Genomic DNA, 20,867 nt, shown 5'->3' with positions numbered 1-20,867 from the left:
CTGTGGGGCCGGGCTCATAGTTCGCTCCCGAGACCGGCTTAAGGAAGTGGTTTCAGCCTATCCCGGCTTAGCGGGGCGGAAGTGAATTCCCCACCAGCAGGAAAAGACCGTTGCGAGACGTTGCGCCGGTCTTTCGAAGCGCGTTGGAAATATGGTTCTCAACCGTTCTGGTGCTGATGCCCAAATACTCCGCGATCTCAACATTGCTGCGATGCCCGGCCATCACGGCCACCTCTGTTTCTCTATCCGTGAGTGGCGTAGTTCTGAACGAGTTGAAGGAGAGCTGCTCGTTTGCGGAAGGGAATCTGTCAGCGAACATCGCCGATGCTTGTGCCATGGCATCTGCGGCGGCGGCATCGCCCTCGATGACGTGGCGTTTGAGGGCACCCCTGAGCAGCATGCCCACCTGGTAGGTGTCCGGGTCGGGCTCATAGTGCTTCAAGAGCAAGCCAAGCAGCTTACGGTCACCTTCCACTACGGCGTTGGCGATGCCAATCAGCTGGTCGTGAACCGTGACTCCGCTGTCCCGCAGAATCTTTTGCAGAAGGTCCAGGACCGTACGGCTCGGGCAAATGCACGTACAGAGGAGGGCAGTCATCATTGCCTCAAGGACGTACCCGGTCTTCAGTTGCCGCCTGATGAGATTCGTGGCCTTGCGGTCGAACGTAGAAGGTTGGGCGCTGTTGTGGGCGACGAGTTCGTAGGCTCCCTTCCCGATGCCTGGCAATGGCCCGACGTCAGGTACTTCCGTCCGTGCTTGCGCTGCTATGGACAACGCCGGCGGAATAACGGCCGCCGCATGCCGAAGCCCGGCGAGCCGCAGCATGGCATCGTAAAGCGAGTCGACCACGAACCCGGGACGACCCATCGCGAAGACGCTGCTCATGAGGTATTCCACCTCTTCGAAGTGCCCGCGGTAGAGCAATCCGTGTGCTGCAATGTAGCTGCTGGTCACCACACCGAAATGGTCGAGGTTCTTCCGGGCTTCGGCGCGCCATTCCAAGGCGAACACCAGAGACTCGTCGATGCGGCCCTCGGCAAACATTGCGAATCCTCGGATGAACGGGCGCAGGTGCGGGAAGGCATCATCCTCGTCTTCGCCGTCAACGGCTTCGAGCGCCGCGGACGGTCGAAAGCGGTAGAGCTCAAGCAGGCCCCGCACCAGGCTTCTCATCCCGGATGGCTGCTCATCAGGCGCCCCGAGGCAGGTTTGCGCGTCCGTTGGGACCCGACCGTGGGAAGCACTCAAGAAGGTGATGGCATCTTCGGCTTCCGTCGAGAGCTGCGGGATATCGTCCGCGAGCCTTTGAAGAATTTCGACGGCGGCAGCCGGTCCCTGTCCTGCATTGATCGCAAGCATGGCCTTGGTGATGGTGACAAACAGAAGATCGCTGGGGTCGGCGTCGTAAGTTCTCGTTTCCGAACAGACGCGGCTGGCGCGCCGAAAGTCTACAGGCGCACCCCAATAGATCCGGAGGAGGGCCGCAGCATTGGCCGCCGATTTGTGAGCTTCCCAACGCTCGAAGCGTATGCGTTCGCGGTCGGCGCTGTGCTCGTGAAAGTGGCGGGCACTGATGGCGTCGTCGCCGCCCTTCTCCTGCCGCAGCATGGCCAGCACTGAGGAGAGGCGATCTGCAGGGGTGCTGTTCCTTTGTGGCATCTGCGGAACCGTCTCAAGCAATCCAGCGATCTTGCTGCGGAGCAACTTCCGGTCCCTGAGCTTTTCGTTTTCACGGAAGTAGTCCGCTATGACTGGTGGCGTGATGACAGCTACTGAGCCTCTGTGGTGGTCGTCCAGAACGGAAAGAAATCCCCGTCGCTCAAGACTCTCCAGTGCGTCGGAGGGAATCACTTTTTGCAGCACGTCCACCCGGGCTGTGCCGAGGATCGCCATCGTCTGCAGCGCCGTGAAATCTTCGACGTTGAGCTCGGCAAGCAGTGCCTCGAGGGTGCCTCGCAGGTGCTCGTTCCACAACGTGTTGGTGGCCATGCCCCAGTGGTTGTCCTGCATTACCAGGAGGTTGCTGAGCGAGGCTGTCTCTGCGATTCGGACTATGAGCCGCGGGTTGCCGGCCGACTTGGTCAGTATGCGGGCCGTCGTGTCCGCATTTGGTGGGGCACCTAGAACTTGGGCGATGAGGACGTGAACCTGCTCATAGTGCAGCGGATTGAGTTGCAGATGGGCTTCACGTCCGTTGTTGAGGACGGCAAGCTGACCTCTTGAGAATGCCCATGTTTCGGGGGCCGTGGCCACCATTGGACAATCGGACCTCCGCCTCACGGTCTCCAGGACAGCCAGCGACTCATTGTCGACGAGGTGGAGGTCGTCAACTACCAGCAAGTGTTTCCCGGACATGGCCAGCTGGCTCGAGAATACGTCCGCGATGTCGAAGACGCCGCTGCGACCAGGCCTCATATCCAACCCGAGGCCTTTGATGGCCGAGTACGGGATGGTGCGGTGCGTACGGAGGCCGCTGATGAAGTGCACGGCAACACCGGTCTTCTCAAGACTGGCCATGACGGCGCGGACAACGGACGACTTACCGCTCCCCGGCGCACCGACCACACGTACTCCGATGCCGCCTGCAACGAAGTCGAGGATTCGCTGAACCTCTGAATCGAACACTCGACCCAACCTTCTGTTTCTCTGGACGCCCGACATGCGGCTCACTTCGCAGGCTAGTTCGAGAAATTGGGACTAGGTGGAAAAACTGCCTTGCACAGACGTTTTTTGGGCCTTCTAGGTGGTGATTTTGGCAAAAGTAGGTGATGGCGATCGTCGTCTAGGTGGTGGAGGGCTTGTTCTTCGTCGTTTGGATAGGTGCTCGAGTTGTTCATCAGGACCCCTGCCGTGGTGGTTGCTTGCTCTTCACGCTAGAGGCCACGGGAAGCGAATTACACTGGTGTAATTCGCTATGTGGATATGTGTTCTATGACTTCACACCGCAATAGAATCTATCTTCGATGACAGGGCGGACAAAAAGCAGGGCCGCTCAGCGACCGGCCCTGACTGCCACCCGCAAGGAGGATGAACCCGAAGCCCTTCGAGTGGGCGCTGCCCGGTACACCTACCGAGGCATCGCATAGCGCTCGGACCGACGTCCCCGAATCGCCGAAACCTGAGAATCGAACATTCGGCCTAACTTCTATTTTTATCGATGCTCGCTTTGCGGCTCTCTTCAGGTAGAAGGAGAAATAGGAACTAGGTGGTAAAACGTCCTAGCACAGATGTTTCGGGGGCCATCTAGGTGGTGATTTTGGCCAAAATAGGTAGTGGGAGACTTTCGTCTAGGTGGTGGACGAGTTGAGAGAGGGGTGATTTATCGTGAAACACCCATGGATTATCGACGTCACTCCAAAAGGGTCCAATAGCAGAGCTTGACAAATCCAATTCTTGCGTTGAGAGTATTCCTCAATCACCCGAACGACTTACGCAACCGTAGCCGCAATAGTGAAAGTGAAACACGATCATGAAAATTCGCAGCAGCATCACAGCTGTAGTTCTGTCAGCATTCATCGCAACTCTAGCGACTCCGGCCCATGCGGCCAATGAGCCCGACAGCACGCAGACACTCAAAGACAAAGAAAGGTGAACCGACATACTCAACAACAGCTGTCGGATCTCGCCGCGCCAGCCTGTACGCGGGAAATTGGGTCCTCTTCACGGAGGAAAACGTGGATTTCTACTATGACTGGAGCCGAGTGACAAGTAGTTACGGCTATCAACGCGTTGGCGCTTTTGGGTTCAACACGGTCCAGGCACTTGGAATTAATCGAAGTTATGCGAGTGACTGGCAACACTCCTATAGAGCACTGACCGATGCGGGGGTTGGCACTCCGACCCCTTGGGGCAATGTCAACGTTTACCACTCAACCATCGTCCAAAGTGCAAATGTGTATGGCGACGGTGCTTGGAATGCGTGGCAGGGGTAGTCAACTAGCTGTTGAGCCATAGGGGCTGGCCTCTAAAGGCCGGCCACCTCAATCCACGAGGACTCATGCTACGCATAATAGATCTTTCCAAACGGTACGGGCGCAAGAACGTATTCCGCAAGGCGTCCCTTACTATTCCTTCGACCGGCATACATATACTTCGCGGAGAAAATGGGGACGGTAAAACCACTCTCCTCAAGTGTCTAGCGGGGCTGGAACGGCATCAAGGGAGCGTTCTTTGGCACAATGATTCCTTGACCAATAACGTCGCGGCAGCTTTTGATGACTCCACCTTGCATGGGAGTCTCACCGGATTGCAGAATCTGAGCGCCCTACTGGATATGCCGGCACATCAGATACCGGGAGATTACAACGTCAAGAAGTTCGTTGCGCCAGAGCTACTTTTGAAACGGTCGGCAACGTACTCTCTAGGACAACGGAAAAGATCAAACTGGCAGCTGCCTTCGCAGCACGGAAACCGTGCATTTTGCTGGATGAGCCGCTATCCGGGCTGGACAGTACCGGCAGGAAGAGCTTGCTGGAATTGCTGGAACTTACCTCAGACACGACCTGTGTTCTTATCTCTGATCACGAATTCGCGTTCTACCGGAACGTTGCCTCGTGTGAGTTCACCATACGGCATGGCAAGATTCATCGAAATCTAGACAAGCAGCTTTTCAAAGGCGACTATTTTGATCGATAACTTACTCCGTTCCATACGAACCGAATTGAGATATCAGCTCTGGGGTAGAGTGCTTTTGCTTCCCTTCATGGGGCTCGTGTTGGCTCTCGTATTCGCATTCACCGGGAGCGTCAGCAATGTAGCCGCCAGCATGACTCGCCTTCAGACAACGGAGGCGCAAGCATCAGCAAATGGAGTGTCCCTGGCTCAGGCCATGGAGCAGCCCATCGGCCTGGCGGTCCAGGATGGTCAGAAGCTGGTGGACAATCCACTGCGTTATGACTACGAAAGGGCCCACTTTGCTGTCCAAGCCCTCGAAGGAACAAATGCAGTCGGTACTGGGCTGGAGATGATCACTTTTTTGGCCATCCCGCTGCTCTTCTTCATCTACGGGTGCGGAGTGGCGGCCGGCGATGCTCGCCGTCGGATTTTGAAGGACCGGGTAGTAATGCAAGGCGCTGCGTCGTACGTCGTTGCTAAGGCGGCTACTGTCGTAGCCGTTTCCGTGGCTGCGGTCCTGATCGCAGCGACGTTGAGCCTTGCTGCGGCGCCAATCCTCAGAGCCACCTTTCTACCTGCTGTCGATCGCAGTTTGCTTTACCCTGTGGCAGCACAGGCCGTTGGAAGCCCTTCCGTCCAAATTGCGTTCAGCGCTTCTACGGCAATCATGTTCGGACTACTAGGTCTGTTTGTCGGATTGGTGGCTAGAAGCATGCTGATACCGAGCTTGGCCGCTGGCGGGCTCCTTATGGTGGCACCTTTTGCCGGGCCCTACGATCCACGAAATATTCTTACGGCCGCCGGAGAGGGCGTCTTCAACTACTGGGGTGGGTTCAGTCCACGCCCGCCATTTCCGGTACAGGTCGAAATCGGCGTGACCCTCATGGCCGGGGGCTTGTTCTTCGTTGCCCTGGTGTCCGTGGCTATCTGGTCACGGATGACGAAATTCGTCTAACCGTCTGCTGAGGACAGACAAAAAAGCAGGGCCGGTCAGTGACCGGCCCTGCTTCTTAGTTATCCGAAGACTAGATAGCCTGGATGTTTACTGCCTGGGGACCCTTGGGGCCCTGCTCGACGTCGAAGGAAACCTTCTGGTTCTCTTCGAGGGAGCGGTAGCCCGAGGAGTTGATCGCAGAGTAGTGAGCGAAAACGTCCTGGCTGCCATCTTCAGGAGAGATGAAGCCGAAGCCCTTTTCGGAGTTGAACCATTTCACGGTACCTGTAGCCATTTTTTCAGTCCTTACTGAAGGTGGAGATTGTCCCGACTTTCGGGTCTCCGGTGTGGGGTGTTCTCCACCGTTACTTCAGAAGGTCACGATCCAGAGGGACCGTGGGGACTGCCTGAACTACCAAATGCCAAACACAACAACACCGTCAAGTCTACAGAGTTCTGAGCAGATAGCTAGTGCAGGGAAACATTTATCCATCCGGTGCCTAAATCCAGCGTGAAGACCGGGCTCTCGGAGCACGCGGAATTTGCCGCCCGTCAGCCGACCAGTTGCTCCAGTCTCCCGCTTGAGCCTCTGCTCCATTCCCTGCCGTCGCTGTCTTTGAAGCGGACTGATGGCATGTAGTCCGTGTTCCCTGGGATCGGTTCCAGCACCCGCTGTGATTCGACGTGAACGGGCCAGTGCTTTCGTTCACTAAAGAAGTAACGGCCTGGGGGAAGGATCTTGGCAGCCGCTCGAATCTCGGGGATCAGAGTTCCGTTGCCACTCTTGCCTTCCGGCCTTCGGAGCTCCATTGAAAAGACGGGAGCGTCGCTTGAATTCAGCAGTTCAATTCCCCATTGGAAGGTTCCGTCCACCTCACCCCTGACTGGCCAGAACGCCAGCTGTGATGCCTGTCGGCGCTCCTCCAACGCGACAGCACGCTCGTCGCGATCACCTTCCAACTCCAACATCCGTTGAGCATCCTGCACCGCTTGGCCTGAGTGCCGCGTTGCTCTCACCACGAAGATCAGTGTCACGCACGCAGCGACTGCCCCAATGAGCTCTCCTAGATCGGCCCAGAAATCCATATGCAACCTTTCGTCGTCAATCTGCTGGGCAGGTGCCTGCCCATAGGTGAGTGACGCGAACGACGGCGGCATGACGGGGATGCGCGTCACGAACCTCCCAGACGGCTCACGTATACAAACGGAGACACACGTCAGGCGACAAGGAGCGAGGGCATGACCAGGGAGCAGCGGGCCAGCGAGGCCACGTTCGGTCCGCTACAGCTGAAGAGCATCTGGGAACCTCACGTACTTCGGGATTTTGAGCTCCGGGTCATCATGCAGATGGCCGGCTGCGAAGGCGCCGTAGCACGGCTCCTGGCGGGCGAACCTCTCACTCCAAACGACAGGGGGCCACTGGAGGTTGCTAACCACATGGCACGGATGAAGGGCTTTCGGCCACTCTTTGTTGCTTTGGGGCGGGAGATCCGGATTTCAGATGGCGGCGAGACGGTCCTGCTTGAATTCTTCGAGTCCGGAGTGTGGAGCGGCCGGAATCCGAAGCAAAGCCGCCGAGCCTGAGGGTGGCCATGGGTACCTCCAGCAGGCGCTGCCTCCCGAGCGTTGAGGCTCCATCGAAATATGGTTGCTTCAACACCAAGATCAGGAGTGGCTCATGCCAGACGACGCAGCGTTACAAGCCATCCCTCACCTCGAGGGCCAAATGTCCATAAATGACTTCCTGCCGCCAAGCCCGGCAATAACTCCCGTGGAAATACGAGAGCCAACAGACCTCGAACTCGCCGCGTTCTTCGAGGCAGCAGACAGCTGAACCCATCCCCCACAGGCGCCCTCAGACGTAAACTCCACCTCATGGGACCGACCCCGGATACGGTCATCATCGGCGCAGGCCAAGCCGGCCTCACGACGAGTTATTGGCTCACGCAGTTCGGCGTGGAGCATCAGCTCCTGGAGCGGCGCGACACTTTGGGTGGCGCTTTTCAGGATCGTTGGGACGGCTTCTACATGAATACGCCCAACCTTTCGCTGGATCTCCCTGGAATGCCGTACGACGGCGACGACCGGGACGCGTTCATTTCCCGCGACGCTGTGGTGAACCTCTTCAGGCGCTATGCAGAGCTGATCGCCGCTCCGGTCCATACGGGCGTCGATGCGACTCGGCTATCCCCCGCGTCGGACGGCGCCATCAATCTTGAGACCTCTGCTGGAAATCTGCGGGCCAAGAACGTGGTCCTCGCGACCGGTGCGTACCAGATCCCCAAGATCCCTGCCTTGGCCGCCATGGTTCCCAAAGACATCGCTCAACTTCACACGAACGACTACCGCAATCCCAGTCAGCTGCCCGACGGCTCCGTGCTCATCGTCGGCACCGGCCAGTCAGGCGGGCAGATCGCCGAGGAACTCCACGCCGCCGGCCGCGAAGTCCACCTCGCAGTTTCAATCGTCCCTGAAGCGCCCCGCAGATACCGCGGCCAGGACCTCATCTACTGGATGCTCGAAACCGGCAAACACGGCCCCGACTTCGGCGTCAACGCCCTCACTACGGAGGCGCTCCCTTCCCCCGCGGCGCGTTTCGCACCAAACCCCCTGCTCTCCGGTACCGACGGCGGGCATGCCATTCACCTCCGCGAGCTGGGCCGCCGCGGCATGCACCTGCACGGTCACCTGGAATCAATCGACGACGGCGACATAACCTTCAGCGATGACCTCCCCGAACGTCTGGCGGCAGTTGAGTCCGTGTTTGGACAGCGATCAAGCAAGGCGATTGATGCGTATATCGCGGCGGCGCGCATTGATGCGCCCGAGCAGGAACCCGTACCGGCCGATGGCTGGCTCCCATCAGGGTCGGCGAAACTGGATCTGGCAGATGCAAATGTCACGTCGGTCATATGGGCCAGCGGGTACAAACTCGACTTCGGGTTGGTCGACATACCTCTGGTCGATGAATGGGGCTACCCGAAGCACGATCGAGGAGTTACAGAGGTTCCTGGCATCTACGTGGTGGGTCTGCCATGGCTTACCCGGCACTACTCGGCGATAGTCGGTGGTGTGAGCTTGGATGCCAGATATATCGCTGAGCGAATCTCAGGCCGATGAACGCCAGGCTCTCAGTCAGAAGAAGGCCGTGGGCAGCATCCCGAATCCTACACATGAACTGAGGAGGCACCTTAGCTCACAAGAACTCCCCGCTACATGCTGCAGGCTGATTCGAATCGTGGCCGACGCGCGGAGTATTGCGGCATGTGTCGGTCCAGAGTCCAGATGCCCACCCTACGCTCTGGGTAGTCATTCAAGATTCTTCATTGGCCGTTTGTCCCCCAAGGTGCCAGCCAATAATGTCCAGCGCCCGTAAAGGCGTAATAGCAGGACTATGAGCTAAAGCGGCAATTTCTCGCCAACCGTCCATCTGATTAACCAGATCACGTTGCATCGCAGAGAGCAAAAGTAGTGAAAACTCTTTCCAACTACGGTTTTTAGCCCGTGGAATCACCCCACTGCGCATGTAGCAAACTCGTATGTTCTCGTCATACAGCGGGATCAACTCTGGTCTTTTACGGTGAAGAACTTTGGTGAGCTTTGTGAGGCCCACCTGTCTCGGTTTGTACTCCTCAAGGACTCCAAACAGGTCGGCCAAGGCGTCCATAGTGGCCGGTCCGGCATTGGCCAATGTTCCCCTGATCGCAGGGTCTGCCAACCTGGCATTCAAAACCTGAAGTAAGGCCTCCATGCTGTAGTAGGTAGAAACAGGCTTCTGATGAGCATGCAAGAGGGCCACTGCCAGCAGGTCTGCGCGGCCGAGATCGATGCCAGGATGGCCCGGATATGAGTCATAGGCAGGGTAAGCCCAGAGTCCTCTTGCGTCGTTGAGGTATCTAGACGCGAAAGCCACCGCTTTGTCGAAAGCAATGCGCTCGCCTCCTACATGCAAGTACTGAGCCATAGATCCATCCTAAGTAAGGTGCATCTTCGCGCACGGCCGCGAACGAAACCCAAGCTACCGTGTCTCCATGAACTGTGCGAGCTTATAAAGACCGGCGATCTTAAACTGACACAAATCGCAGAAAACGATGTAGGTAGAACTCCGCCTATACGATCTAGACATGGCAGAAACACGTGAGATTGAAAACGCTGGATCGAATTTCACTCAAGTCCTGGAGGCTGCGGCCAAGCTTCCAGGCGTGAGAATCAGCAGGGCCGCCTACCTCCGAACAGCGCTCAAGCGCTACTGCACGGAGGAGCAGATCGAGACAGCAATCGCCAAGAGCCCTGCGGCAGCGGGCATCCCGCTGAAAGTCATCAGTGACGTGGCGAACGCCTCCATCAAGTACGAGACGAGCAAGGTTACTGGATTGTCTGCTTTGGCCGGCATCCCCGGCGGATTTGCGATGGTCGGGACAGTGCCGGCCGACCTCGCCCAATATATGGGCCATATGCTCCGGATTGCCCAGAAGCTCGCATACATCTATAGCTGGCCGGATTTGTTTGCAGACGAAGATCAAGACGTAGACGAGGCAACCGAGAACGTGCTGATTCTCTTCGTCGGTGTGATGTTCGGCGTGCAAATCGCCCAGAGTGGCGTGACAAAAGTCGCTGCCATGGTCTCAGCTAATTTAGCTAAGAAGCTACCGCAGCAAGCACTCACCAAGGGTGTCATTTATCCAATCGTAAAGAAAGTCGCCAGTTACCTTGGGATAGGGATGACTAAGAAGCTTTTCGCGAGCGGGGTGGCGAAAGCGATCCCCGTGGTCGGTGCGCTGTTCTCTGGGGGCCTCACTCTGGGCACATTTCTTCCAATGTCTAAGCGGCTTCAGAAGCATCTAGCTAGTTTGGAACTGACGAAGCCTAGTCACCGTAAAGTAGCGGACGACATCGCGAACGCTGAAGCTGCGCCTTAAGCGAGCGACTCTTGGCCTCAGATTCCTGCGAGGACTTTTCACAGCACCTAGATTCTCCCCAGAACCGCCCCCTGCACACAGCGGGGCCTGCATGTCGGGGATTGGGACTGCCCCGGGGTTTGTTGACTCCTTGACCTAGCGAGCCTGTGCTCGTGGAAGGATGTTGACCATGCCCACGGGTTATGGGGCGGAGTTCCGCCCAGGATGAGGTGTTATTGATGTGGCCCGCAAGGGCGAAGCGCCGCTGGCGCAGATTGCGAAGGATTTCGGGCTGTCGGTCACGACACTCAAGCGGTGGATTGCCATTGCCGAACGTAAGGTATCCGGAGCCGCCCCGGCAAGCGGTGATTCGGCCGAAATGCGGGAGCTGTCGAAGCCGGCGTCGGCAGCGACGGCTGGGAAAGCTCACGCCCATTGAATATGAAACAATCAACCGGACCGCGCTCACAACGGCCTAAGACCCCGAGTCAACGAAAGCCGGGGCAGTCCCACCCTTGGACCAACCCCACCTACGGTCAACATCGGTGCAGGTCAGACCGGCCTCACGGCAGGCTACTGGCTCGCGCAATTCGGCGTCGAGCATCAGTTTCTGGAACGAAGTGGTTGGCTGGGGCGGCACATTCGGGGACCGGCTGGCCTACATGCACCCCGAACGTGGTCCTTACCCTTCCGGTATGCCGCACGACGACGGCTGGGATTCGTGCAGCTCCCGCGACGCTGTGGTCAACCTCCTCAGGTGCCACGCGGAGCCACTCGCCGATCCGGTCCGTACCGGTGTCGGAATGACTCGGCTGTCGCCACCACAGAAGGCGGATTGAGCCTGAAGTCATCGCTCCATAGTTTAGAGGCCATCAATGTAGTCTCGCTGGCGGCGCGCACCCAAATCCTCAAGTTCGCTGCAATAGCCGCCAAGCTCTCGGAGTGCTGACGTAACCTCAAATCCATGTCTGACACGATGTGGAGCAACTGCCAGAAGGTGCAGTACTGATTATCGGCAACGTTCAGTCAGGTGGACAGATTGCCGAGGAACTCCACGCCTCGCCAGTCCTGCCCGCTCGCAGTTTCAATCGTCGCCGGAACGCCCCGCGGATAAGGCGTTCACGCCGTCATCTAGACTCACGAGCGCCAAGACGTCAAAGCTACGGCTTTTGGACTATCTCGAATATTTCTGCAGCTATCTGATTGATGGAGCGATCGTTTGTAGATCGTGCCACCTTATCGGCGAGGCTAGGGCTAAACTTCAAGACCTCAGCAAGCGAAACGTCATGCCAGATTGGCAGGATTTGCTGCTCGTTGGCGATTGACTTAGCCAAAATTCCATCGAGTTCATGCTGAGTCCAGCTCTTAGTAAAAAAGCTAGGAGAGATTACGACGACAGAAAAACGACTTTGCGCGATGCCTGCATCTATACTGCGGCGGAGGCCATCACCGATGCCCAGCTGCACCTCGTCAAGCCAGACCTTGGCACCACGACGAGTAAGTGATGAGTGCAGGGGACGCGCCACCGCGGATTTGTCCTCACTAGCGTGCGAGATGAAAACATCCCAGCCTGCTTTCGGCAAGTCTTGCGCTGACATGCTTCGCTTTGGGCGACGACTAACGCGGGCAAGCGTTTGCCGCGCTGACGGCCACAAAATGGATCCCTCAATCTCTCGGCCTTGCCCTTTGCGACTGATTTCACTGATGTCAATATGATTCATATGTATATATTCTCTCTACTTATTCTAATTATTCGAATGAACGTTCAGAGCGTATATCGACCTTGATTTATGCCCGCGCTGGCCGTCGGATTCCCGAGGCCCACACTTCCGCTGTAAAAAGACAGTTCGAACCCCAACGCCTTCTCATCGAAGAATTTTTATCTCAAATCCAAGCATCGGTCACCTCTAAACAGCAAACGACGGCATGGTCCAATAGGCGGGCTGCACTCCAGGACCCGCGACTCACAGGACATCATTCGTAATTGAGTGGTCAAGTTCACCAATCTGGGCGGCAAGATGCTCGGTTAGGAATGGTGTCGAGCCATTCGAGTCAAGTCTCGGTTTTGCGGGAATCGCGGCATTGTTCCCGCTGCCTCGAGATCGCGGCAATCACGCACCCCCGGCGCTAGGCCGGGGGTGCGTGAGGTAATCTCCGAGAAGTCCTAGATTCATCGACGCGTCATATACTATGCCTGATCTAATAAGGCTTGTCGCTGTCGTATTCCTGATACTCAAGATCATCTTCGAGCTCCTCCAACAGCTCTGATGAGTCGATCGACCGCTCGACAGCTGAACCCCCACTTCGTCGGCTCGCGAGTCGGGTCCAAATTCCTAGCTCTGTAACAATCTCCGAGAGAACCTTGAACTCCGTATCGACATCCAACCCAAGCGAATCCACGAGGATGACGTTCTCCTCAGACTCAATACGTTGAATAGCTGCAAAAGTAGACTGCAGAGCTTCAACAGAGTCAATAAGACGTTGCCGGTAGGCCAAAAGCCGAGATTCAGGACCGGCTTCGAGGTCAGTCGACGATGCCCAGCCATCTTTCTTATAACGAAAGAGGTCCTCACGAGTCAGGAGCTGATTGTCAGACAGATACCGATCCGATGCGTTCTGTCCTTTCTTTAGAAGCCGCGGCTCGAAACCCGCCCTGACGTCTAGTATGACTTGACCCAGCTGCTGGATACCACTGATTGATGTAACCATGCGCTCAACGATTTGCTGCGGTTCAGGAAGATACTCTCCACCCACTTTAGCCGTGGACCGAATCAAGAGAGGGCTTACGCCTCCTTCGACGAGACAATACAAACCCAGTACGCCCAGTTCCGCTGCATCGCTGGAAATTTCGCGACTGACATCGTCCAGATTCTGATTCCTGATTTGCAGCTTTTCGACCGCATCATTCACAAGATCTAGAATAGGTCGACGGCTGAGCCGTGCACCTGAAAGAGTTGTAGTAGCAAGCACCTTCTGCATCGTCGACCGACGCCCTTTAAAGGCCGTGTCTTCTTCCTTGCCGGCGATAATCCAATTCGCACGTAACGCAGCGTCAGCGGCAAGGGCCGCTCGCTCCTCCCGGCTCGGCCGTTTCCCAGTAAGTCCGTAGACCGCGGAATTTACCGCCAACACCCTTCTGCGATTCCCTTGCGCTACTAGCGTTTCGAAAGCCAGAGCCAGAACTTCGTCAGCGAACAATGGAGGCACTGTAGAATCCTCGTCCGCCAGGAGGTCGCCCCCTTGCGTAGTTTCCGCCTGCAATATGCTCAAGATTCGCTCGGTTGAGAAACCCTCCAATTTGGGAAGGAGGCCCTTGGCGTGCACCTCATCCAGAGCGATCCTGGACTTCAAAGCAAACTTGGTGGTGTCAGCAAACGTAAGTGGTGGCTCAAGGTGTATGTGGCCTACAAGGGAACGACGCACCTCATCGAAGCTTGGTTGCTGCTTTTCAGGCGTACCTATTTTGGAGTAGGCGACGATAACCTGCGCTCGGGGCATGATGCTGGAACGCAGGCGGGCGGCAGATACAGCAGCAGCTTCGCTGTCGAGATCCGCCTCACCCGAGTCGCGAAGGCCGATCAGCTCTTGACGTAAGCGATTTTCCGCCGCGTCTTCTTGGAGGTCAAACAGAACATCGGAGATGCCAATGCCCGATCCCCGCTGGGCGCCAACGGTGCGGCTAAAACCGTCGGTGGCATCGAGTACACCGATCTTGGGACCGTCCCCCAAAGCCAGACGAGCTACGGCCAAGAGGCCTGGGGTTTCGATTCCACGGAATGGTATCGATTTGGAGTGCGGGTTCTGGTTCCAGATCTTCTGGGTTTGCTGAGTCAACGAAGAGATAAGCTCGTCAGGATCTGGCCAACTCAAGCCTAGTACGGGTTCTCCTGGCGTCATCGGCCCATAACGAAGCGCTTTCCCGGACTTCCAGGCGCGTTCGCCCTCGAAACGAATGTTCTCCACCGACGGAAGGACGCGCCAGGTGACGACATCGAATTCAATGTAGGTGATCTTGAATTGACCGAAGCGACGGATACGAGGTGAACGGATAGCCTCGCGTAGCTGTGTAAGATCAGCCGCCGACCTGGCGACGGTAGCAGCATCAAAAGCGTGCAGACCAAATGCGTCTTGCAACATTTCCGAAGCCGCGCCACGGGCCTTGCTATTCTGTGTTCGGAGTGTCTCGGTTACCGCAAGGTAAGGAGTTACATAGCCAGATTCATCGTCATCGACGTTGGCTTCCTGCCAGGCGCGAGCAGCAGCAGCATGATAATTTTTAGCGGTCATTGGGTTTGGCCTCCTCGGGCTCCTTCCGGATCACCATGATCCAGAAATTGGGTTGCCCGCCAGAGGCGAGTACACCCATCATGTCCCCAAACGCTCATCGGGAGCGCCACAAGGGAGTATGGGATTGTCACAGATTTCGATATTCGACGTTGCTCTAACCAAATCAAGAACTTCGATTGGTTCGAGTATTGTCTGGTAAACCCTATCAACCGGCCACAACAATCAATACACCGCAAAGCCTAGGACACACATCGATCGTTGTCAAACCGACCGTGATGATTGTCCAGTGCGGGCGCGACGTCCTTGAGGGATGGGCGAGTCGTCGCCCGCAACGCGTCCGGAGGTCTCGCAGAAACAGGACATGGAGTATCCGCGAGCGGATAAGAAGCACAAGAGCGCGATCCTAGGTGCGATGGTGAAAGTAACCGGCCGGCCGCCCGCCGCGATGCGGATCGAGTGCCGCCGAAGATTCCCAGACAGCGGGAGCGTAGGTATTCGGTTGCTGCGGTGACGGACCCTGGACCGGCTGTGAAACCGTGTGGGGAGAGTCTGGCCGTGGTGATGCAGTATTCACTGGAGGCTCTGCGGTGTTTTCATAAACTTGGTCCCGCGGCTGCTCTGTTCATCGGTGAGATCCGGGGGACTGCTGTCGATGTCGAGAGCGACGTACGACCGTTATCAGCGCACGCTCAAGACCACCAAAGCCTTCTTCGCCAACCAAGGCCGGGACCACGCTCCGGCAAGACATCCCGGTGCGTTGGAAGGGCACTCCGTTGGAACAGCGGCCGGAGCCCCTGGATATCGAAAACGGCATCCCATTGCCAGCAATCTGGTCTTAAACTACCTGTGAACCCTTACGGCGACGGACGTGTTTCTGGGGTGGACGAGCGCCGTGTACATCAGAAGCTGTGGACACCGGCTAGTCCTTGATGCCAACAAAGCCATCCTTGAGGAACTGCCCAAACCGGCCACGGGCATCGTCTTCGGTAACGGCCGTCAATTCGTCAACCATCAGGTCGCGGTCTGGGCCGCCGAGGAGAACATCCCGCTCACCCGCGCCGGCCGTACCGGCACACCGACAACGCACATGTAGAGCAGCGCAACAACGACTGAGGACGCCGGCAAGCGTTCCCGGTACGAAGACCACGAGAAACTGGTGTTGCTCAACGAGCTCTACACCCTTGGGGAACTAAGGGAAGAACCGCCTGCTACCCCATGAAGACGGCCGCCGGCTGGAACGATCAGCCCAGCGGTTAAACCCGCCGGGTTTATTACGAAGCGCGCACCCCGTTACCATCACTTCTGGATGCAGGAATCCTAAACCCCGTAGCAGCCAAAGAGCTGCAAGACGTCCATGACTCACTCAATCTGGCCGCCCTCACGCACGCACATGGACATGATGCACCACGATCTGGTCGTCGACTGACCGGGACGTCACCTGAGTTGACCAGTGATGCCCGCACTACAGTTGGGGCGCGGAGTCACGGATGGTGGTCATTGAGTGGTTGTTGTTCGGAACCATAAATTCAGCGTGGTGCTAACTCTGCAGAAGGACCAACCAGCTCCCTCAGGTTCATGCTTTCCGATGATCCAGCGATGAGCAGTGAAAACAAGTCCGGCCGTCAGCTAAGCCGGCCAGGTACTGATCCTGACAGACGGACTCATAGGCCTCAATCGGCGGCAATAAATCGAACATTCAATCCAACAAGAACCTCAGTTGGGTCTTCCGTCTCGGGCAATTTCCCAACTTCTAGGACGCACCCGGCGGCCGGAGGGGGACTGAACGTCTTCCAGTCGGAGATCGCAGTCAGCTGGAACAATGCGCTGCGAGCCCGCGGAACCGGCCCAACGAACAGAATGTGAAGCAAGGCTAACCACGCACAAGCTCAGAAAGCTCAAATTTTTCCAAGGAAACCATACTGCTCGCAGTTGCTGCACTCGACCACTCATTCAATGCTTCCAACGTTGCGTCACATATCACATCACCAAGGGACTTGCCCACGACATTGTTTCGTCTTACTCGACCAAATTAAAGTACCTAGATCCTTCGAAAAGAGCGGAGCGGTCTCGAGGGCTAATCTTGAAAAGAAATCCTTTATCACCATCGCTTCTGATAAGAAAATCAACGGTTATTCTACCGCGGCGCAAAAGCCTCAAAAACTCGGGGAAAATCGGATTGGCAGTCCGCTCAAGTCCTACAAACCATAAATACTCGACTCCCCCTTCCATGCGACTCACAGCATCAACCCAAATGGTTTGCGAATGCTTTTGAAACAATCGCTCCTCCAGCTTCTCCAAAGACCAAGAAACAACATCTTCAGGCTCAAGTGGATTAGATCGAGCATGCAGACGCTGCGTATCTCTATCAAGATGAAGGAAAAGAGACTGAGAATTAGCAGATCGAATTGAGAGAGTAGATGAGAGTTTCTTACCGTCTGGAGTGTCATAACCAAATGACTCTAATATCGCGGCCGAGGACTTGAGCGGACTAATTTCCCAGTCCGGGACCTGAGCAAAAAGGTTCGAGCGCGCATTTGTTATGCGTCCAGCCTTCAATTCGATTCCCCTGTAATCAGGGTTCTTGGAAGAATTCATTGGTATTCCAAGCTCCTGTTCGAGGAGGCGGCCTACGGAGCTGCTGCCAGCTTGCGGCGCAGCGATGTATCCCCTCGACCCCAGAATACGAAGTCGTGCTAACAGCTCTTCGAATATCGAGGGCTCATTTTGCGCTTTAAGCAATTCAGAAATTTCCCGAAAACTCTCGCTACTCAAATGAGAGCCATTAAAGCAACGAAGCCGGCCACCGACAATCGCTACTATCAGAACATCACCGGCTTCGAGTACGTCATCGATTGAAGGCAGCCACACACGCTCATCGCCTCTAGTCTTGGCACGGTACAGCGACATTGTCGATTCGATCATCGCTCCAGAACCTGTGATCACATCGACTGGTAAAAGGACCTTGAATTTGGGGCCGAAGCCCTGCGTCTCATACTCGTGGAGGCCCGACGTTTTCATCAAGTCTCTGAAATCGACTGGCGCATTCAGGATTGACTTACGAAGGCCTGTAGCGGTGGTCCTAATATAACTGAATGGAATGGCCCTCTCTGCGAGGAACGTGACAACCCTAGAAGATGGAATCGACAAGGCTGCGCTCATTCCCAGAGTCAAAGGCATCGCAGGACGGCGGCACCGCCTCGAGGACTCGGCGAAGCATTTTACCAACCGCCCAGGAGAGATGTGGAGACACGGCGTTCCCTACTTGAGAGTATTGAGGAACCTCAACCCGTCTGCGATGAGCGCCCGTGGTTTCCTTGCCGAGAAACTCAAAGTCATCAGGAAAGCCCTGAAAGCGGGCTAGCTCTCGCACCGAAAACACTCTTGGGTCCAGCGGATGTACGTAGTCGTCCGGAAGAGTCACCACCGTCCGAGCTGGCTCGGCCCAAGCAAGCACCCGCTGAGAGTGCTTCTTTGTTCTCAGCCCAAAAACCATCTGAACTATTTCTTCTAGATTGTCGCCAAGATGCGTTCCGTCGGGAGCATACGCAGGGAAATCAGCCCCCTGAAGTTGCAACCTTATTCTGTTTTGCACTTCGGTGTCACTACCATCGGCGGTTTGACTCAAAATTCTCGGACTCAGACCTTGGTTGGCAAGATATTGATAGAGTCTGAAACGGGATACGGTTCGCTCATTATGGCGGCGCCGCACATGGTTCAGCTTCTCTCCCTTCGCCTTTTTAGAAAGTCGCCATTGCTCGTCAGACATTGTCTTAACGTACTCTTCGTGGTTCCGCGCATACTCGCTATTACCCAAGAAGTTCAAGTCTGCAATGGCATCACCGACAGTTCGTACCTCATTTGATTTCAAAGTTGGCACAGGGACAAGGGCAGGAAGCACCTCATCAATAAGGTCAATAAAGTTTGATTTCCAAATTGAGGATGACGTTTTGACTAAGGCGCCATCGGCTACGTCTCGTCTCAAGCCGACGATTAAGAGTCGGGGCCTATGTTGCGGTGCCCCGTAGTGGACGGCATTTACCTCCATGGCTTGAACCACGTAACCTGGTTCCGTCTCCGCTAAAGCCAAACGCAACTGATTGAATGAGGACTCCTCCTCACTACTAAACCTTCGTCCCATACCGACCACGTTTTCGATAACTACCGCACGCGGCCTTGTTCGCTCAACGAACTCCAGGAACTGCCACGGCAATTGATTTCGTATGTCTTGAGGGTTTCGACGTCCGGCGAGGGAGAAGCCTTGACATGGAGGACCACCCACGACGAAGTCAAGACTCTCAGCTGCTAATTCCGCCATCGTATCGTCGCTCCCAAGCAGCACACCGAGCTCGTTCACCAAAACGCGCGATTCGACTTGTTCGCGCACGGATCGGCCAACATAGTTCTGCCACTTACGACTGTCAGACATGTCGCCCACCAGATTGTGGTAGAACGTCCGGGCAGCCATATCCGACTTCTCCACGGCCAGAATCAACTCTGCACCAGCTCGCTCTAGGCCCAGGGACAGGCCGCCGCAGCCGGAGAACAGGTCTACATATTTCATCACTAGTCCATTCTGCCGTATGTCCAAGACGGTCTTCCGGTGGACATGGGTTCAAGTCTAGGCGGAGGGACTGACAGCATAGTGTCAGCAGCGGGCGTGCACTCGCTCGTGTATTTAACCTAGCCTTCCCAGTCGGCCCTGCCTCGTACCTCGGGCACGCAGTGGAACGGCGGTCTAGCTGCTCACACACGAAGCTCATGCGGACCATCGTCTTCGAAGTACTAAAATTCAGATGTGACCGACTTCATGACACCTGAGGACCGGAGTGCGCACATGGCCAAGATTCGTTCGAAGGACACAAAGCCAGAGCTTGCCCTCCGATCACTCCTGCACCGAGCGGGCTACCGGTACAAACTTCACGACAAATCGTTGCCTGGCAAGCCAGACATCGTGTTTCCGTCGCGCAAGAAGGTGATTTTCGTCAACGGTTGCTTTTGGCATGGCCATGACTGCCCCGTTGGAGTAAGGCTGCCAAAGAGCAATACGGAGTTCTGGCGCGACAAACGCGAGCGGAACCACCTGCGGGACGTTGAACAGAAATCTCACCTTGAAGCTAAGGGCTGGAAGGCTATGGTCGTTTGGGAATGTCAAGTTAAATCGGGAGACGACTATCTCGGAGCAGTAAAGAACTTTCTTGCCTAGTTCAAACACCGGAACCATCGTTGGGTATCGCGCAGTAAGTAACAGAACCGCAGAACGGCTGCAGTTCCTGTGAGGCGGTCAGCGCTCGCCCCGACCAAACACCCGTTAACAGAGCGATGGCCCGCGGACGTTAGTCCGCAGGCCATCATCAACTTCCCGGTCACTCAAGCTCGCTGGGCTCCTGTGTAGACTCCGCACGTTTGCTCCGCCGCAGTACATAAAGGCCGTAGCAACCAAACCCCAGCATGAGAACCGCAGCGCCCACCCGCCACCAGACGAACGGCTGCCACGTAGCGAACACAACTGCCAGAGCGAAGAATGCAGCGACTTGCACCGGATGCGGAACCTTGCTTTTCATAACGGCTGCTCCTTGTCGTCACTAGACGGTCGTACGGGCTACCAACCCGCGCAACCGACCAATGCGATTCCCATGGAGGAAAGCGCTCCCGCTAAGGCCCATCCAATGGGTGCTCCCCCGGGAACAAAAATGGTGACCATGCTCAGGCCCACTCCCAGAGCGCAACTCCACAACAAGCTCCCCGGGCTTCCTCCGATGTTCAAGTGCGCAGTTTGCTGGCCACCGATATAGACATCGAGGTAACCGGGACATGTCATCGGGTCGTTATTGGTCCAGGTGTAGGAAGCCCCCAGATTGGTACAGAACGAGTAATACTGCCCGGCAGGCTCCGGCGGCGCTGGGCTGTTCGTCTCGGCCGAGACCTCGACGGCGGCCGCTTGCGGCGCGGTGGCAGGTTCAGTTGCGTTGGCGGGAGCCAACCCGGTTAGGGCAAGGCCAGCACTTGCGGCCAGGACGACTACGATCTTTCTGATGTGCTTCAGGATCATGACTGCTCCTAGTGAAGAACGATCTTGCTTTGACCCGCACAGCCTGCTCCCACGAAATGCCCGCACAGACGCGCAATGGCCGAT

19 protein-coding genes and 1 pseudogene are annotated in these 20,867 nt (G+C 56.4%); 10 read left to right on the top strand and 10 right to left on the bottom strand.

The window, feature by feature from the left end; all coding sequences use genetic code 11:
• Positions 1–67 precede the first annotated feature (67 nt).
• On the bottom strand, positions 68–2,626 hold the full coding sequence (locus ACR30Z_RS05760) for a LuxR C-terminal-related transcriptional regulator (protein WP_434371521.1): 2,559 nt from the start codon (positions 2,624–2,626) through the stop codon (positions 68–70).
• 1,372 nt (positions 2,627–3,998) lie between these two features.
• Here ACR30Z_RS05760 and ACR30Z_RS05755 point away from each other — a divergent pair.
• Positions 3,999–4,598, top strand: coding sequence for an ABC transporter ATP-binding protein (locus ACR30Z_RS05755; protein WP_434371520.1), 600 nt, complete (start codon positions 3,999–4,001; stop codon positions 4,596–4,598).
• A 168-nt stretch (positions 4,599–4,766) separates the two neighbouring features.
• A complete protein-coding gene (locus ACR30Z_RS05750) occupies positions 4,767–5,570 on the top strand; it encodes a hypothetical protein (RefSeq protein WP_434371519.1) in 804 nt (267 codons plus the stop codon).
• Positions 5,571–5,640: 70 nt separating this feature from the next.
• On the opposite strand, the gene cspE is transcribed toward ACR30Z_RS05750, so the two are convergent.
• Positions 5,641–5,844, bottom strand: a complete 204-nt coding sequence (gene cspE / locus ACR30Z_RS05745; RefSeq protein WP_011773907.1) for a transcription antiterminator/RNA stability regulator CspE — start codon at positions 5,842–5,844, stop codon at positions 5,641–5,643.
• Between the two features lie 257 nt (positions 5,845–6,101).
• A complete protein-coding gene (locus tag ACR30Z_RS05740; protein ID WP_434371518.1) occupies positions 6,102–6,725 on the bottom strand; it encodes a hypothetical protein in 624 nt (207 codons plus the stop codon).
• Between the two features lie 63 nt (positions 6,726–6,788).
• Between ACR30Z_RS05740 and ACR30Z_RS05735 the strand changes: the two genes are divergently transcribed.
• The 3 genes from ACR30Z_RS05735 to ACR30Z_RS05725 all read left to right on the top strand — a co-directional run bounded on the left by ACR30Z_RS05735 (position 6,789) and on the right by ACR30Z_RS05725 (position 8,669).
• The gene (locus ACR30Z_RS05735) at positions 6,789–7,133 is read left to right on the top strand and encodes a hypothetical protein (protein WP_434371517.1); all 345 of its coding nucleotides are present in this window, start codon (positions 6,789–6,791) and stop codon (positions 7,131–7,133) included.
• A gap of 94 nt (positions 7,134–7,227) precedes the next feature.
• Entirely contained in the window at positions 7,228–7,383 is a 156-nt protein-coding gene (locus ACR30Z_RS05730; RefSeq protein WP_434371516.1) for a hypothetical protein, read from the top strand.
• A gap of 41 nt (positions 7,384–7,424) precedes the next feature.
• A complete protein-coding gene (locus tag ACR30Z_RS05725) occupies positions 7,425–8,669 on the top strand; it encodes a flavin-containing monooxygenase (RefSeq protein ID WP_434371515.1) in 1,245 nt (414 codons plus the stop codon).
• Positions 8,670–8,862: 193 nt separating this feature from the next.
• Here the strand turns inward: ACR30Z_RS05725 and ACR30Z_RS05720 are convergent, their stop codons facing one another.
• Positions 8,863–9,513, bottom strand: coding sequence for a DUF6308 family protein (locus ACR30Z_RS05720; protein ID WP_434371514.1), 651 nt, complete (start codon positions 9,511–9,513; stop codon positions 8,863–8,865).
• 160 nt (positions 9,514–9,673) lie between these two features.
• Between ACR30Z_RS05720 and ACR30Z_RS05715 the strand changes: the two genes are divergently transcribed.
• From ACR30Z_RS05715 to ACR30Z_RS05705, 3 genes and pseudogenes are all read left to right on the top strand, one after another.
• Positions 9,674–10,468 (top strand): hypothetical protein, encoded by a 795-nt coding sequence (locus ACR30Z_RS05715; RefSeq protein ID WP_434371513.1) that lies wholly within the window; start codon positions 9,674–9,676, stop codon positions 10,466–10,468.
• A gap of 214 nt (positions 10,469–10,682) precedes the next feature.
• Positions 10,683–10,844: pseudogene (locus tag ACR30Z_RS05710) on the top strand (IS3 family transposase); the annotation flags it as partial.
• Between the two features lie 148 nt (positions 10,845–10,992).
• Positions 10,993–11,286, top strand: coding sequence for a hypothetical protein (locus ACR30Z_RS05705; protein ID WP_434371512.1), 294 nt, complete (start codon positions 10,993–10,995; stop codon positions 11,284–11,286).
• A 321-nt stretch (positions 11,287–11,607) separates the two neighbouring features.
• Here ACR30Z_RS05705 and ACR30Z_RS05700 read toward each other — a convergent pair whose 3' ends face one another.
• A complete protein-coding gene (locus ACR30Z_RS05700) occupies positions 11,608–12,168 on the bottom strand; it encodes a toll/interleukin-1 receptor domain-containing protein (RefSeq protein WP_434371511.1) in 561 nt (186 codons plus the stop codon).
• A gap of 478 nt (positions 12,169–12,646) precedes the next feature.
• Positions 12,647–14,734, bottom strand: a complete 2,088-nt coding sequence (locus tag ACR30Z_RS05695) for a hypothetical protein (RefSeq protein ID WP_434371510.1) — start codon at positions 14,732–14,734, stop codon at positions 12,647–12,649.
• Positions 14,735–15,626: 892 nt separating this feature from the next.
• On the opposite strand from ACR30Z_RS05695, the gene ACR30Z_RS05690 reads away from it, so the two are divergent.
• Positions 15,627–15,827 carry a hypothetical protein gene (locus ACR30Z_RS05690; protein WP_434371509.1) on the top strand — a complete coding sequence of 67 codons (201 nt, stop codon included), beginning with the start codon at positions 15,627–15,629 and terminating at the stop codon, positions 15,825–15,827.
• Between the two features lie 923 nt (positions 15,828–16,750).
• On the opposite strand, the gene ACR30Z_RS05685 is transcribed toward ACR30Z_RS05690, so the two are convergent.
• Complete coding sequence (locus ACR30Z_RS05685) at positions 16,751–17,893, bottom strand: MvaI/BcnI family restriction endonuclease (protein WP_434371508.1); 1,143 nt, start codon at positions 17,891–17,893, stop codon at positions 16,751–16,753.
• The gene (locus ACR30Z_RS05680; protein WP_434371743.1) at positions 17,862–19,295 is read right to left on the bottom strand and encodes a DNA cytosine methyltransferase; all 1,434 of its coding nucleotides are present in this window, start codon (positions 19,293–19,295) and stop codon (positions 17,862–17,864) included. The genes ACR30Z_RS05685 and ACR30Z_RS05680 overlap by 32 nt, the downstream gene beginning before the upstream one ends.
• A gap of 234 nt (positions 19,296–19,529) precedes the next feature.
• Here ACR30Z_RS05680 and ACR30Z_RS05675 point away from each other — a divergent pair, with 234 nt between their 5' ends.
• Positions 19,530–19,937 (top strand): very short patch repair endonuclease, encoded by a 408-nt coding sequence (locus ACR30Z_RS05675; RefSeq protein WP_434371507.1) that lies wholly within the window; start codon positions 19,530–19,532, stop codon positions 19,935–19,937.
• Positions 19,938–20,097: 160 nt separating this feature from the next.
• On the opposite strand, the gene ACR30Z_RS05670 is transcribed toward ACR30Z_RS05675, so the two are convergent.
• Together ACR30Z_RS05670 and ACR30Z_RS05665 are read right to left on the bottom strand one after the other, a co-directional pair.
• The gene (locus tag ACR30Z_RS05670) at positions 20,098–20,295 is read right to left on the bottom strand and encodes a hypothetical protein (RefSeq protein WP_434371506.1); all 198 of its coding nucleotides are present in this window, start codon (positions 20,293–20,295) and stop codon (positions 20,098–20,100) included.
• A 38-nt stretch (positions 20,296–20,333) separates the two neighbouring features.
• Positions 20,334–20,783, bottom strand: a complete 450-nt coding sequence (locus ACR30Z_RS05665; RefSeq protein WP_434371505.1) for a hypothetical protein — start codon at positions 20,781–20,783, stop codon at positions 20,334–20,336.
• Between the last annotated feature and the right edge of the window lie 84 nt (positions 20,784–20,867).

It is taken from the genome of Paenarthrobacter sp. FR1, assembly GCF_051106045.1.
In the GTDB taxonomy this organism is placed as follows: domain Bacteria; phylum Actinomycetota; class Actinomycetes; order Actinomycetales; family Micrococcaceae; genus Arthrobacter; species Arthrobacter nitroguajacolicus_A.
The sequence above is the reverse complement of the archived record's forward strand: the minus strand, read 5'-3'. Positions and strand labels throughout refer to the sequence as shown.

Bases quoted from the DNA above. Each gene is read 5' to 3' on its own strand.
- ACR30Z_RS05755 (WP_434371520.1), top strand. From the start codon at position 3,999: ATGCTACGCATAATAGATCTTTCCAAACGGTACGGGCGCAAGAACGTA.
- ACR30Z_RS05750 (WP_434371519.1), top strand. From the start codon at position 4,767: ATGACTCGCCTTCAGACAACGGAGGCGCAAGCATCAGCAAATGGAGTG.
- cspE (WP_011773907.1), bottom strand. From the start codon at position 5,844: ATGGCTACAGGTACCGTGAAATGGTTCAACTCCGAAAAGGGCTTCGGC.
- ACR30Z_RS05735 (WP_434371517.1), top strand. From the start codon at position 6,789: ATGACCAGGGAGCAGCGGGCCAGCGAGGCCACGTTCGGTCCGCTACAG.
- ACR30Z_RS05730 (WP_434371516.1), top strand. From the start codon at position 7,228: ATGCCAGACGACGCAGCGTTACAAGCCATCCCTCACCTCGAGGGCCAA.
- ACR30Z_RS05725 (WP_434371515.1), top strand. From the start codon at position 7,425: ATGGGACCGACCCCGGATACGGTCATCATCGGCGCAGGCCAAGCCGGC.
- ACR30Z_RS05720 (WP_434371514.1), bottom strand. From the start codon at position 9,513: ATGGCTCAGTACTTGCATGTAGGAGGCGAGCGCATTGCTTTCGACAAA.
- ACR30Z_RS05715 (WP_434371513.1), top strand. From the start codon at position 9,674: ATGGCAGAAACACGTGAGATTGAAAACGCTGGATCGAATTTCACTCAA.
- ACR30Z_RS05700 (WP_434371511.1), bottom strand. From the start codon at position 12,168: ATGAATCATATTGACATCAGTGAAATCAGTCGCAAAGGGCAAGGCCGA.
- ACR30Z_RS05695 (WP_434371510.1), bottom strand. From the start codon at position 14,734: ATGACCGCTAAAAATTATCATGCTGCTGCTGCTCGCGCCTGGCAGGAA.
- ACR30Z_RS05685 (WP_434371508.1), bottom strand. From the start codon at position 17,893: ATGAGCGCAGCCTTGTCGATTCCATCTTCTAGGGTTGTCACGTTCCTC.
- ACR30Z_RS05680 (WP_434371743.1), bottom strand. From the start codon at position 19,295: ATGAAATATGTAGACCTGTTCTCCGGCTGCGGCGGCCTGTCCCTGGGC.
- ACR30Z_RS05670 (WP_434371506.1), bottom strand. From the start codon at position 20,295: ATGAAAAGCAAGGTTCCGCATCCGGTGCAAGTCGCTGCATTCTTCGCT.
- ACR30Z_RS05665 (WP_434371505.1), bottom strand. From the start codon at position 20,783: ATGATCCTGAAGCACATCAGAAAGATCGTAGTCGTCCTGGCCGCAAGT.